At 64.6% G+C, this 12,549-nt stretch carries 10 protein-coding genes; 4 read left to right on the top strand and 6 right to left on the bottom strand.

Features of this window, described 5'->3' with window-relative positions; all coding sequences use genetic code 11:
- Positions 1-24: 24 nt before the first annotated feature.
- Entirely contained in the window at positions 25-1,002 is a 978-nt protein-coding gene (locus tag NLM32_RS16090) for an SMP-30/gluconolactonase/LRE family protein (protein ID WP_254129922.1), read from the top strand.
- A 163-nt stretch (positions 1,003-1,165) separates the two neighbouring features.
- Here the strand turns inward: NLM32_RS16090 and NLM32_RS16085 are convergent, their stop codons facing one another.
- Positions 1,166-2,596 carry an aldehyde dehydrogenase family protein gene (locus NLM32_RS16085; RefSeq protein WP_254129921.1) on the bottom strand — a complete coding sequence of 477 codons (1,431 nt, stop codon included), beginning with the start codon at positions 2,594-2,596 and terminating at the stop codon, positions 1,166-1,168.
- Positions 2,597-2,893: 297 nt separating this feature from the next.
- A complete protein-coding gene (locus tag NLM32_RS16080) occupies positions 2,894-5,257 on the bottom strand; it encodes a transketolase (RefSeq protein ID WP_254129920.1) in 2,364 nt (787 codons plus the stop codon).
- 131 nt (positions 5,258-5,388) lie between these two features.
- Between NLM32_RS16080 and NLM32_RS16075 the strand changes: the two genes are divergently transcribed.
- From NLM32_RS16075 to NLM32_RS16065, 3 genes are all read left to right on the top strand, one after another.
- A complete protein-coding gene (locus NLM32_RS16075; protein WP_254129919.1) occupies positions 5,389-5,850 on the top strand; it encodes an Lrp/AsnC family transcriptional regulator in 462 nt (153 codons plus the stop codon).
- A gap of 119 nt (positions 5,851-5,969) precedes the next feature.
- The gene (gene ppk2 / locus NLM32_RS16070) at positions 5,970-6,890 is read left to right on the top strand and encodes a polyphosphate kinase 2 (protein WP_254129918.1); all 921 of its coding nucleotides are present in this window, start codon (positions 5,970-5,972) and stop codon (positions 6,888-6,890) included.
- 47 nt (positions 6,891-6,937) lie between these two features.
- Positions 6,938-8,365, top strand: a complete 1,428-nt coding sequence (locus NLM32_RS16065) for a TAXI family TRAP transporter solute-binding subunit (RefSeq protein ID WP_254129917.1) — start codon at positions 6,938-6,940, stop codon at positions 8,363-8,365.
- Here NLM32_RS16065 and NLM32_RS16060 read toward each other — a convergent pair.
- From NLM32_RS16060 to NLM32_RS16045, 4 genes are all read right to left on the bottom strand, one after another.
- A complete protein-coding gene (locus NLM32_RS16060; RefSeq protein WP_254129916.1) occupies positions 8,343-9,422 on the bottom strand; it encodes a zinc-binding dehydrogenase in 1,080 nt (359 codons plus the stop codon). The two genes, NLM32_RS16065 and NLM32_RS16060, sit on opposite strands and share 23 nt — an antisense overlap.
- Before the next feature lie 61 nt (positions 9,423-9,483).
- A complete protein-coding gene (locus NLM32_RS16055) occupies positions 9,484-10,425 on the bottom strand; it encodes a DMT family transporter (RefSeq protein ID WP_254129915.1) in 942 nt (313 codons plus the stop codon).
- 190 nt (positions 10,426-10,615) lie between these two features.
- Complete coding sequence (locus NLM32_RS16050; protein WP_254129914.1) at positions 10,616-11,455, bottom strand: aldo/keto reductase; 840 nt, start codon at positions 11,453-11,455, stop codon at positions 10,616-10,618.
- Between the two features lie 18 nt (positions 11,456-11,473).
- Complete coding sequence (locus NLM32_RS16045) at positions 11,474-12,370, bottom strand: SMP-30/gluconolactonase/LRE family protein (RefSeq protein ID WP_254135319.1); 897 nt, start codon at positions 12,368-12,370, stop codon at positions 11,474-11,476.
- Positions 12,371-12,549 lie beyond the last annotated feature (179 nt).

The raw sequence follows: 12,549 nt of genomic DNA, 5'->3' as shown, positions 1-12,549 counted from the left end.
AGGGAACGAAACGAGAGAACCGACATGAATGAGGCATCGTCCCACACCCAGGAACGGCCAGGCTGGCGACCGGCGACCTATTACCCCGATCCGGCCATTCACGTCCTCGACCCCCGTTTCGAAAAATACTGGTTGAAACTCTCGGCCGTGGAGCGACTGGCGACCGGCCTGCGCTGGGCGGAAGGGCCGGTCTGGTTCGGCGACGGGCGCTATCTGCTCTGTAGCGATATTCCGAACCAGCGCATCATCAAATGGGAAGAAGAGACCGGCGCTGTTTCGATTTTCCGAAAACCCTCCAATTTCGCCAACGGCAACACGCGCGACCGGCAGGGCCGGCTCGTCACCTGCGAGCATGGCGGACGCCGCGTGACCCGCACCGAATATGACGGCGAGATCACGGTGCTGATGGATCAATTCAACGGCAAGCGATTGAACTCGCCGAACGATATCGTCGTCAAATCGGACGGCTCGATCTGGTTCACCGATCCGACCTTCGGCCTGCTCGGCAATTACGAGGGCTACAAGGCGGAGCCCGAGATCGAACCGAACGTCTACCGGCTCGATCCCGTGACCCGCAAGGCGAGCGTCGTCGCCGAGGGCGTGTTGGGTCCGAACGGGCTGTGCTTCTCGCCGGACGAGAAGATTCTCTACGTGGTGGAATCGCGCGGTGTGCCGAACCGCAAGATCCTCGCCTATGACGTCTCGGCGGATGGCACCACGATCTCCAACAAGCGCGTCCACATCGATGCCGGTCCCGGCACGCCCGACGGCATGCGCTGCGACATCGACGGCAATCTCTGGTGCGGCTGGGGCATGGGCGATCCGGAGCTCGACGGCGTCGTGGTGTTCGCACCCGACGGCGTCATGATCGGCCGCATCGCGCTGCCCGAGCGTTGCGCCAATCTCTGCTTCGGCGGCGTCAAGCGCAACCGCCTGTTCATGGCGGCGAGCCAGTCGATCTACGCGCTGTATGTGAATACGCAGGGCGCGGTGGGGGGATAGACGCGCCGCGATGACGGTCTCGTAGGGTGGGCAAAGCGAAGCGTGCCCACCACTGCCTGTTCGTCGCGCGAGATCGTGGGCACGTCGCGTTGTCGACACACCTGAGCAAAAAAACGCCGGAGCGGTTTCCCGCTCCGGCGTCATTCTGTTCAATCGCTGACGCTTACGCGGCGTTGAAGCCGGCAACCGCCTTCACTTCGAGGAAGTCCTCGAGGCCGTACTTGCCCCACTCGCGGCCGTTGCCCGACTGCTTGTAGCCGCCGAACGGCGCGGTGCGATCGTTGGGCACGCCCTGCAGGTTGACGTTGCCGGCGCGGATCTGACGGCCGACACGCTTGGCGTCCTCGACCGAAGCGCCGGAGACGTAACCAGCGAGACCGTACGGCGTGTCGTTGGCGATGTGCACGGCTTCGGCTTCGTCCTTGGCGCCGAGGATGGTCAGCACCGGTCCGAAGATTTCTTCGCGCGCAATCGTCATCTCGGGGGTGACGTCGGCGAAGATGGTCGGGCGGACATAGAAGCCCTTGTTGACGCCTTCGGGCAGGCCCGGGCCACCGGCGACGAGCGTTGCGCCCTCGTCGATACCCTTCTTGATCAGCGCCTGGATCTTGTCCCACTGGCCGCGGTTGACGACCGGGCCGATGGTGGTGCCTTCGGCGCGCGGATCGCCCGCCTTGGTCTTGTCGGCGACGGCCTTCGCGATCGCGGCGACTTCCTTCATCTTCGACAAAGGCACGATCATGCGCGAGGGCGCATTGCAGGACTGGCCGGAGTTGTTGAACATGTGCATCACGCCGCCGGTCACCGCCTTCGTGAGATCGGCGCCTTCGAGGATGACGTTCGGCGACTTGCCGCCGAGCTCCTGGCTGACGCGCTTCACGGTCGGCGCCGCGCGCTTCGCAACGTCGATGCCGGCGCGGGTCGAGCCGGTGAAGGAGATCATGTCGATGTCGGGGTGCTCGCTCATGGCGGCACCGACCTCGGGGCCGAGGCCGTTGACGAGGTTGAAGACGCCCTTCGGCACGCCGGCTTCATGGAGGATTTCCGCAAAGATCAAAGCCGAGGTCGGCGTGAATTCCGACGGCTTCAGGATCATGGTGCAGCCGGCGGCAAGCGCGGGCGCGACCTTGCAGGCGATCTGGTTGAGCGGCCAGTTCCAGGGGGTGATCATGCCGACCACGCCAACGGGCTCGCGCAGCACCATGGCGGTGCCGATCGGCTCCTCGAAATGATAGTTCTTGAGCACGTCGAGCGTGGTCATGAGATGGCCGAGACCGGCGCCGGCCTGGAGCTTTTCGGCCATCGGCAGCGGCGCGCCCATTTCGTCGGAGACGGAAGCCCCGATCTCCTTGAGACGGCCCTTGTAGACCTCGATGACTTTCGTGAGCAGCGCGACGCGCTCTTCACGGCTGGTCTGGGAGAAAGTTGCAAAAGCGCGCTTGGCGGCGGCAACCGCCTTGTCCACGTCGGCCTTGGAGCCGAGCGCAATCTCGTACATCGCCTCTTCCGTCGCCGGATTGACGACCGGGGTGGACTTCTTGACGGCGGGATCGACCCAGGCGCCGTCGATGTAGAATTGCATGCGATTGACCATCGTTAACCTCTTCTTGGGGGCTTGGGGGGCGTTTCGGCAGGCATCCTTGCACGAAAGCGCCGGCAATTGAACCCGCCATATGCGGGGCCAGCGTTGCGGCAGACGGAGGTTATATGAGCCGATGGCGGGAACGTGGCAAGGCTCTCGCCTCACACGTATTGTCGTCCCGGCGAAGGCCGGGACCCATAACCACAAAGCTTAGTTGGCTTGCTCTGGCGTCGACCACCTGCGGCTTACAACGACTGCCGCGGCGTATGGGCCCCCGCCTTCGCCGGGGCGACAAGGTGGTTACCCCGATTAAACCGCCATCTTGCGGTGGACGATCGGCGCGCCGGCGGTGAGGCTTTCCGCCGCATCGATGATCGCATTCGCGTCGATGCCATAGTGCCGATAGAGGTCCGCAATGGTGCCGGTCTGGCCGAACTGCTCGACACCCAGCGCTTCGACGCGATGGCCGCGGACACTGCCGAGCCAGCCGAGCGCAGACGGATGGCCGTCGATCACGGTCACGATGCCGCAGTCGCGCGGCAGCGGCGCCAGCAGTTTCTCGATATGGCTGAGATGCTGCACGCCGCGCCGGTCACGCCGCAATTTTCGCGCGGCGGTCCAGCCCGTGTGGAGGCGATCCGCCGAGGTGATTGCAAGCAGGCCGATGTCGCGGCGACTTTCGCCGATGAACCCGGTCGCCTCGATCGCCTCCGGTGCGACTGCGCCGGTGTAGGCGATCACGAGCTCGGCATTCGGGCCCGGCTTGCGCAGCCAATAGGCGCCGTCCGTGATGCCCTGCTGCAGTTCGGGCGTCATGATGCGCTGCGCCTGCTCGATGCTGCGCGTCGAGAGGCGGAGATAGACCGAGCCGCCCTCGCCCGGATCGCGCTGCATGTGCTCGAAGCCCCAGCCCATGATCACGGCGAGCTCGTCGACGAAGGCCGGCTCGAACGAGGCGAGCCCGTCCTGCGCCATGCCGATCAGCGGTGTCGCAATCGACTGGTGGGCGCCGCCCTCCGGGGCGAGCGTGATACCTGATGGCGTCGCCGCCACCATGAAGCGCGCATCCTGGTAGCAGGCGTAGTTGAGCGCATCGAGGCCGCGCTCGATGAAGGGATCGTAGAGCGTGCCGACCGGCAGCAGCCGCGCACCGTTGATCTGGTGCGACAGGCCGAGCGCCGAGAGCATGATGAACAGGTTCATCTCGGCAATGCCAAGCTCGAGATGCTGGCCCTTGGGCGAGAAGTCCCAGTTGAAAGTGGATGGAATTTTCTCGCTGCGGAATAAATCCGCCTTCTCGCCGCGCGCGAACAGGCCGCGCCGGTTCACCCATGGGCCGAGATTGGTCGAGACGGTGACGTCGGGCGAGGTCGTGACGATGCGTTTTGCGAGCTCGCTGTCGCCGCGCGCGATCTCGTTCAGCACCAGGCCAAAGCCCTGTTGCGTGGACATCTGCGGCGACGGCTTGAAGGCGAGCTGTTGCGGCACCTCGACGACCGGCGCGGTCAGCCGGCGACCGTCCTTGTTGAACGGCACGCGCGCGAGGAACGCGTCGAGCTCGGCTGCGTCCTGCATCAGGCCTTCGTACTTGTCCCATTCGTGGCCGGGACGGATGTTCTGGCTCTCGCGATATTTCTCCATCTGCGCGACCGTCATCAGGCCGGCATGATTGTCCTTGTGGCCCTGGAACGGCAGGCCGACACCCTTGATGGTGTACGCGATGAAGCAGACTGGGCGGTCGTGGTCGATCGATTCGAACGCCTCGACCATGCTCGCCATGTCATGGCCGCCGAGATTCGACATCAGCGCCAGCAACTCCTCGTCGCTGCGCTTGTCGATCAGCTTCGTGATCGGCCCCTGGTCGCCGATCTCGTCGTGCAAATGCTTGCGGAACGCCGCGCCACCCTGGAAGCAAAGCGCCGCATAGAGCGCGTTCGGGCAATTGTCGATCCAGCTCTTCAGCGCCTCGCCGCCGGGTTCGGCGAAGGCCTCGCGCATCAGGCGGCCGTATTTCACGATGACCACGTCCCAGCCGAAATTGCGGAACATGGTCTCGAACTTTTCCCAGAGACCTTCGCGCACGACGGCGTCGAGCGACTGGCGGTTGTAGTCGACCACCCACCAGGTGTTGCGCAGGCCGTGCTTCCAGCCTTCGGCCAGGGCTTCGAAGATGTTGCCCTCGTCCATCTCGGCATCGCCGACCAGCGCGATCATCCGCCCCTCGCGGCGATCCTTCATCCAGCCATGCGCCTTGACGTAATCCTGCACTAGCGAGGCGAACAGCGTCTGCGCGACGCCGAGACCGACCGAGCCGGTCGAGAAATCGACGTCGTCGACGTCCTTGGTACGCGACGGATAGGACTGGGCGCCCTTGAAGCCGCGGAAATTCTCCAGCTTCTCGCGGGTCTGCCGGCCGAACAGATACTGGATGGCGTGGAACACCGGGCTCGCATGCGGCTTCACAGCGACGCGATCCTCGGGGCGCAGCACATGGAAATAAAGCGCCGACATGATGGTGGCGAGCGAGGCCGACGAGGCCTGGTGACCGCCGACCTTCAGTCCATCCGTGTTCGATCGGACGTGATTGGCGTGGTGGATGGTCCATGACGACAGCCACAACGCCTTGCGGGCCAGTGCAGTCAGGGTATCGAGACGCGCGGAATCAGCGGGCATGGCGATGCTCCGGGAAATAAGGCGGATCATACGCCTGCGGGCAGCACCAGATTTCTCAATCTTTCGCGCCATACCCGCCAATATTGGGATACCGTACCAATGACTGGCCCTAAAATAGAGGTTTCATCCCAATGCCTGAGCTCGACGCCATCGACCGCAAGATCCTCGCCTTGCTGCAGACCGACAGCCGGCTGACCATGCAGCAGCTCGCCGACAAGGTCGGATTGTCGGTCTCCCCCTGCCATCGCCGGGTCAAGCTGCTGGAGGAGCGCGGCGTCATCTCGCGCTACATCGCAACGGTGGACCAGAAGGCGCTGGGGCTGCATGTCAGCGTGTTCATCTCGATCAAGCTGGCGCGGCAGAAGGAGGAGGACCTGAATCGTTTCGCCCGCGCCATCTCGAAATGGGACGAGGTGCTGGAGTGCTATCTGATGACCGGCAACCGCGACTATCTGCTGCGCGTGGTCGCGGCCGACCTCGCCTCCTACGAGACGTTCCTCAAGACCAAGCTGACCCGGCTCGACGGTATTGCCTCGATCGAGTCGAGCTTTGCGCTCAGCCAGGTCAAATATTCGATCGCGTTGCCGGTCTGACGGCCCCGATCCGGCCATTTTCCGGCCGGCCGGCCCGGCCGGCCGCTGGTGTCACATGGACGCAATAAACCCCGTCGATGGTCCCGGGTGACAGGCATTCCGGCCCGAGAGAGAGACCCATGACTGCATCCGACCGCACCCCTGAGATGGCCAAACGCGAGCGCATCATCCGGGAAATGACCGACGATCTCGACGAGGAGCTGGAGATGGAGCTGGATGACGCCCGTCTCGACGAGCTCCTGGACGAGACCGACGCCGTCGGTCCGACGGTCGATCGCCGGCTTTATTTCCGGGAGCTGCTCCGCCTCCAGGGCGAGCTGGTCAAGCTCCAGGATTGGGTGCAGAGCGAGAAGAAGAAGGTGGTGGTTCTGTTCGAGGGGCGCGACTCCGCCGGCAAGGGAGGCGTCATCAAGCGCATCACCCAGCGCCTCAATCCCCGCATCTGCCGCGTCGCGGCGCTTCCGGCGCCGAGCGAGCGCGAGCGCACGCAATGGTATTTCCAGCGCTATGTCTCGCACCTGCCCGCAGGCGGCGAGATGGTGCTGTTCGACCGCAGTTGGTACAATCGCGCCGGCGTCGAGCGCGTGATGGGCTTCTGCACCGACGAGCAGTATCAGGAGTTCTTCAAGACGGTTCCCGAGTTCGAGCGGATGCTGATCCGCTCCGGCATCATCCTCGTCAAATACTGGTTCTCCATCACCGACGACGAGCAGCAGTTCCGCTTCACCATGCGTATCAAGGATCCGCTCAAGCAGTGGAAGCTGAGTCCGATGGATGTCGAAGCCCGCAGCCGCTGGGAAGCCTACACCAAGGCAAAGGAGACGATGCTGGAGCACACGCATCTGCCGGATTCGCCATGGTGGATCGTCGATGCCGTGGACAAGAAGCGCGCCCGCCTCAATTGCATCTCGCATCTCCTGAGCCAGATTCCGTACCAGGATGTGGCGCACGTTCCCGTGGTGCTGCCGGCGCGCGTCCGCAATCCCGACTATCACCGCGGCCCGATCCCGTCGGAGATGTACGTTCCCTCGAAATACTGACGGCACCCGCCGCGTTGGCGGGCGAGCTTCCGGATGAGGAAAGCGAGATGCCCGTGCCGAGCGATCTGAGCGTAACGAGGGGCGTTCCCTCCCGCCGCCGCAATCGCCTCGGCCCGTGGCTCGCGGTGGCGAGCCTGCTGTCGCTTCTGACGGTCGCGCTCGCGCTTGCCTATTGGCTCTGGCAGCCGGCGACGCTGCGCATCGCGGTCGGCCCGGCCGGCAGCGATGACCAGACGCTTGTGCTGGCCATCGCCAAGGCGATCGAGGCGAAGAGCGGCGCGGTGCGGCTGACGCCGATCGAGACCGACGGCACGCTGCAAAGCCTCAATCTGCTCGGCTCCGGCAAGGCCGACCTCGCCGTCGCACGCGGCGATCTCACCATGCCGCCCGATACCAATTCGGTCGCGATCCTGCGCCGGAACTTCGTGGTGATGTGGGCGCCGACGGGGCGCAAGGGCGTGCCCAAGTCGAAGGTCGCAGATATTGCCTCGCTCAGCGGTCGCCGCATCGGCATCGTCGGCCTCGGTGATGCCAATCCCAATCTGCTGCGCGTCATCCTCGGCGAATCCGGCGTCAACCCGCAGAAGGTGACGATCGCCCAGTTCGGCACCGACCGCATCTCCGAGATGACCCAGGACACCGCGCTCGATGCCTTCATGATGGTCGGCGCGCTCGACGACAAGGTCATCGCCGAGACGATTGCCGCCACCACGCGCCTGCGCGGCGAGCCGAAATTCCTGTCCGTCGATGTCTCCGAGGCCATCGCCGAGCGGCATCCGCTCTACGAATCCGAGGAGATCCCGGCGGGCGCATTCGCCGCCTCACCGCAGCGGCCGGACGACAAGATCGAGACCATCGCCGTCAACCATCTGATCGTGGCGCCGAGCACGCTGTCCGACGACACGGTCGGCGCCTTTACCCGCGACCTGTTCGCGGTCAAGCCGTCGCTGGTCAAGGAACTCTCCGGCGCCAGCCACATCCAGAAGCCCGACACCGACAAGGACGCCGCGCTGCCGGCGCATGCGGGAGCCGCCGCCTATATCGACGGCAACGAGCGCAGCTTCATGGACAAGTACAGCGATTATATCTGGGGCGTGGTGCTGCTGCTCTCAGGCCTTGGCTCGGTCGCAGCATGGCTGCGGCATTATCTGCGGCGCGAGGAGCGCAGCGAGAACGCGCTGCACCGCGACCGCCTGCTCACCGCGATCTCCAGCGTACGCGAGGCGACCTCGCTCGACGATCTCGCCGCCATGCAGAGCGCCGCCGACGACATCCTGCGCGAAACGCTGATCTGTCACGAAGACGGCGCCATCGAAGACGGCGATCTCGCCGCCTTCGGCCTCGTGCTGGCGCAATTCCATCAGGCGATCGTCGACCGCCGGGCCGTGATCGCCCAGATCGGCCATGCCGACGCCGCGCAAAAACCCGACGGCGCCGTGCTTCAGCCCTTCCCTATTTCCACGGCTGCACGATGATCTTGGTGTGCGCCTCCGGATTGGCGAGATCGGCGAACGCCTTTGCAACGCCACCGATGCCGACCTCCGCCGTCACCATGGCAGCCGCGTCCACCTGCCCTTCCGCGATCAGGCGCAGCGACGCCGAAAACTCATCCGGCGTGTAGCCCAGCACGTACTGGACGTTGAGCTCCTTCATGATGCCGAGCATGGGCTCGCTCTTGTCGCTCTCCATGCAGACACCGACCACGACGATCTTGGCATCGCGCGGCGCGCCTTCGAACACCTGCTGCAGCACGCCGGGCACGCCGACGCATTCGAAGATCACCGCAGGCTTCAGCGCCGGCAGCATGGCCTGGAGCGGCGGCCGCGCCGCCTTCTCCGCCTCCGACATCTGCGCGTGCTCGGCCCAGGTCGCATAGGGCTGCGACACCTTGGGATCGACGACGATATCGGCGCCGAGTTTTGCGGCGAGCGCGCGCCGCGCCGGCGAATAGTCGGCAGCCACGATCGGATGCAGGCCCTTGATCCTCAGCGCGGCGATCACGGCGAGCCCGACCGGGCCGCAGCCGATGACGAGCGGCACCTCGCCGCCGCGGATGTTGGCCTTTTCGACCGCGTGAACGCCGACCGCGAGCGGCTCGGTCAGCGCGGCATGCTCGGGCGCAAGGCCGTTCGGCACCTCCAGCAGCAGCGGCTCGCTGAGCAGCATCTGCTCCGCATAGCCGCCGACGAAGTCGTTGGAATAGCCGATGCCCTTGATGCCCTCCGGCGTCAGCAGTGCGGGCAGCGAGCACACATGCGTGCCCGGCTTGAGTTTTCGCGCGGTGCCGGGGCCGTAGTCCAGGATCTCGCAGCAGAACTCGTGGCCGAAGACGACGTCGCGCGACAGATCCATCGGCGGTCGTCCGGTCTTCTTCGCCATCTCCACCATCCGCGGCGCGTGCTGGCGGGCATGCAGGTCGGAGCCGCAGATGCCGCAGGCGAGTGTCTTGACCAGCACCTGGCCCGGACCGGGCTTCGGCTCAGCTATCCGGTCAACGACAATCTCACCGTTCCTGAAGATCGCAGCGCGCATCCGGCTCCTCCCATGCTTGTTGGAGCCGTTGATAGCACGGTTCAGGGCGTGCGGACTTGCGTCAGGGGTTCGGCGAACGCGCGGCCTGCACCAACAACTGGGCGCGGCGGATACGCTCGCGATGGGCGATGTAGAGGCCGCTGGCGACGATGAAGGCCGCGCCAGTGATGGTCCAGACGTCCGGCAACTCGCCGAACAGGAAGAAGCCCAGAATGCTGACCCAGAGCAGCTGCGTGTAGGAGAACGGCGCCAGCACCGAGGCATCGCCGTAGCGATAGGCGAGCACGATGATCCACTGGCCGACGGTGGAGGCGACACCGATCACGATGCCGAGACCGATTGCGGTCCAGCTCGGCGTGACCCAGACGAACGGCACCATTACGGTGAGGATCGCAACGCCGGTGAGAGCCGAGTACGCCATCGTGGTGAGCACCGCTTCGCGGCCGCTCATCAGGCGCGTCAGGATCAGCGCGGCGGCCCAGCAGAACGCCGAGACGATCGGGAAGAATGCGGCGACGTGGAACGCGTTCGAGCCCGGCCGCAGGATGATCATCACGCCCACGAGGCCGATCCCGGTCGCGATCCAGCGGCGCATGCCGACTTTCTCGCTGAGGAAGATGATCGACAGCGCGGTGACGAACAGCGGCGAGACGAAGCCGGTCGCAGAGGCTTCCGCGATGGGGAGGAAGCGCAAACCGGTGATGAAGAACAGCGAGGAGCCGAGCAGCGCGACGCCGCGCATCAGCTGCAATCCGAGACGTTCGGTGCGCATCGCATGCAGCGGCGAGCCCGGCAGCATCACCGGCGTGAACATCAGCGCAAAGGTGAGGAAGCGGATCCAGGTGATCTCGATCGACGGCAGGCTGGTCGAGAGATATTTCGCGGTGACGTCGGAACAGCCGAGGAAGATCGTCGACAGCAGCACCAGCGCGATGCCCTTGAAGGGATGATCGACGCGCGCAGGCGCGCGGCGAGCCTCCTGCTTCTTCTCGGGCAAGGACATAGGAATACTATCGAGCCTTGCGGCTGCGGCGGGCGGCGGTGTCACGGCTGAAACTCGGGGAAAAAATTCGAATCGAGTGCAGCCCTAAAAAACGACAAATCAGCCGCTTTCACAACTTCCGAAAACAGGATGCCGATATGCGCTCACGTCCGCGCGCGTCAATACTCCATTAATAATAGGCCTTTGTGCACTACAGCATGGGCAGCCCACGCGGCTTTGGACCGCGCGGAAACGCCGCATCCAGTGCTGAAATCTCCTCTTTCGTCAGCACAAGATTACCGGCGGCCGCATTTTCGCCGGCATGTTCCGCGGACGACGCCTTCGGGATCGCGAACACCGTAGTCGCACGGGTGAGGAAGCTCAGCGCGACCTGACGCGGCGTTGCACGACGCGCCTCGGCAATGCGCGCGAGCACCGCGCCGCCCTTGCTGCGCTCATCGGGAAAATCATCGTGACCGAACGGTGAATAAGCGACAACGGCAACGCCGTGCTTCTCGCACCAGGGGATGACCGCGTGCTCGATCGCACGTTCCTTCAAATGATAGAGCACCTGATTGCAGGCGATCCTGCCTTCGCCGGAGACATCGAGGATTTCGTCGAGATCGTCGGCATCAAAGTTAGAGACACCCCAGGATTTGATCTTGCCGGACGTCACCAATTCCTCGAACGCGGCGACGGTGTCCTCGAGGTCATACGAGCCGCGCCAGTGCAGCAGATAGCAATCGAGACGATCCGTCTTCAACCGCTTCAGCGAGCGCTCGCAGGCGGTGATGGTGCCACGGCGCGAGGCATTGCTCGGCAGCACCTTCGACACGAGGAACACCTCGTCGCGGCGGCCGGCGATCGCATCGGCAATGACCAGCTCGGCATCGCCATACATCTCGGCGGTGTCGATATGTGTCATGCCGAGATCGAGCCCGCGCTGCAGCGCCCCGACCGCGCGTTTGCGATCGCCATGGTCGAGATACCACGTGCCTTGCCCGATCACGGAGACGTTGGCGCCGGTCTTGCCGAAGGGTTTTGTGTTCATGGCTGTTCCCTCAGATGCTTAGAGGCCACCGATGTCAGCGACCAGCACGCTGCCGGTCGCTGACTCCGTGATATAGAGCCGATCCTTGCTCGCGCCACCGATGGCGACATTGGTGCAATTCGGCCCGGCGCACGACTTGATCCGCGCGATCAACTCACCATTCGGCGCGAACACGAAGACATGGCCGAGCGAGGCGTGACCGACGAACAGGCGGCCGCTCGCATCCATGGTCATGCCATCGGGGCCCGACGTGCCGAACAGCGAGCAGAAGCGGCCAACCTTCGACACGCTGCCATCCTTCATGAACGGCAGCCGCCACACCGCATTGTCGCGCGTCATCGCGACGAACAGCACGGTCTCGGTCGGATCAAGCACCAGTCCATTCGGGCTGATGCCGGTGTCGATCAGGCAATCGAGCCGGCCGCCCGGCACCAGCCTGTAGACGCGACCGCTCGGGTCATGCAGGCCGGTCTGACCCTGGTCGGTGAAATAGATGTCGCCGTTGGAGGCGAGATGCAGATCGTTGCAGCCGCGGAACGATTCCGAATTGCGCGCGGTCAGGATGGGCTTGATGCGCCCCGCGCCGGCGTCGAGCTCCATGATGCCGTGCATGTAGTCGGCCACCAGGATGCGACCGTCAGCGGCGATCTTCAGCCCGTTCGGCCAGCCCTCATACGCGATCACGAGCGACCACATCCCATCCGGCGCAATGCGGAAGATGCGACCAAACGGGATGTCGACGATGTAGAGATTGCCGTCCTTGTCGAACGAGGGCCCTTCGATAAAACTGTCCGTCGGCACGCCCGGCCGGTTGGCGTCGGCCCAATCCGTCCGCACGCCCTTGCGGCGGAAATTGTCGGGCATCGTGGAAAAGATTGTGGTTTCGATCAGGCGCGGCGGCGTTTCCAGGTACATCATGGTTTTTATGATTGTTGAGGGGAGCGCGCGGCAACATAGGCCACAATCGCGGGCGCGTCGATTGGGGAGGTGCGTGGTCGCGTCCACACCACTCTCTTGTCCCGGACGCGCCGCAGCGTGAAACGCTGCTGCGCAGAGCCGGGACCCAGAAAGGCCAAACACTCAGCTGTTAGATG

Source organism: Bradyrhizobium sp. CCGUVB14, assembly GCF_024199935.1.
Classification (GTDB): domain Bacteria; phylum Pseudomonadota; class Alphaproteobacteria; order Rhizobiales; family Xanthobacteraceae; genus Bradyrhizobium.
The sequence above is the reverse complement of the archived record's forward strand: the minus strand, read 5'-3'. Positions and strand labels throughout refer to the sequence as shown.

Coding starts and splice junctions, on each gene's coding strand:
- NLM32_RS16090 (WP_254129922.1), top strand. CDS start 25: ATGAATGAGGCATCGTCCCACACCCAGGAACGGCCAGGCTGGCGACCG.
- NLM32_RS16085 (WP_254129921.1), bottom strand. CDS start 2,596: ATGGTCAATCGCATGCAATTCTACATCGACGGCGCCTGGGTCGATCCC.
- NLM32_RS16080 (WP_254129920.1), bottom strand. CDS start 5,257: ATGCCCGCTGATTCCGCGCGTCTCGATACCCTGACTGCACTGGCCCGC.
- NLM32_RS16075 (WP_254129919.1), top strand. CDS start 5,389: ATGCCTGAGCTCGACGCCATCGACCGCAAGATCCTCGCCTTGCTGCAG.
- ppk2 (WP_254129918.1), top strand. CDS start 5,970: ATGACTGCATCCGACCGCACCCCTGAGATGGCCAAACGCGAGCGCATC.
- NLM32_RS16065 (WP_254129917.1), top strand. CDS start 6,938: ATGCCCGTGCCGAGCGATCTGAGCGTAACGAGGGGCGTTCCCTCCCGC.
- NLM32_RS16060 (WP_254129916.1), bottom strand. CDS start 9,422: ATGCGCGCTGCGATCTTCAGGAACGGTGAGATTGTCGTTGACCGGATA.
- NLM32_RS16055 (WP_254129915.1), bottom strand. CDS start 10,425: ATGTCCTTGCCCGAGAAGAAGCAGGAGGCTCGCCGCGCGCCTGCGCGC.
- NLM32_RS16050 (WP_254129914.1), bottom strand. CDS start 11,455: ATGAACACAAAACCCTTCGGCAAGACCGGCGCCAACGTCTCCGTGATC.
- NLM32_RS16045 (WP_254135319.1), bottom strand. CDS start 12,370: ATGTACCTGGAAACGCCGCCGCGCCTGATCGAAACCACAATCTTTTCC.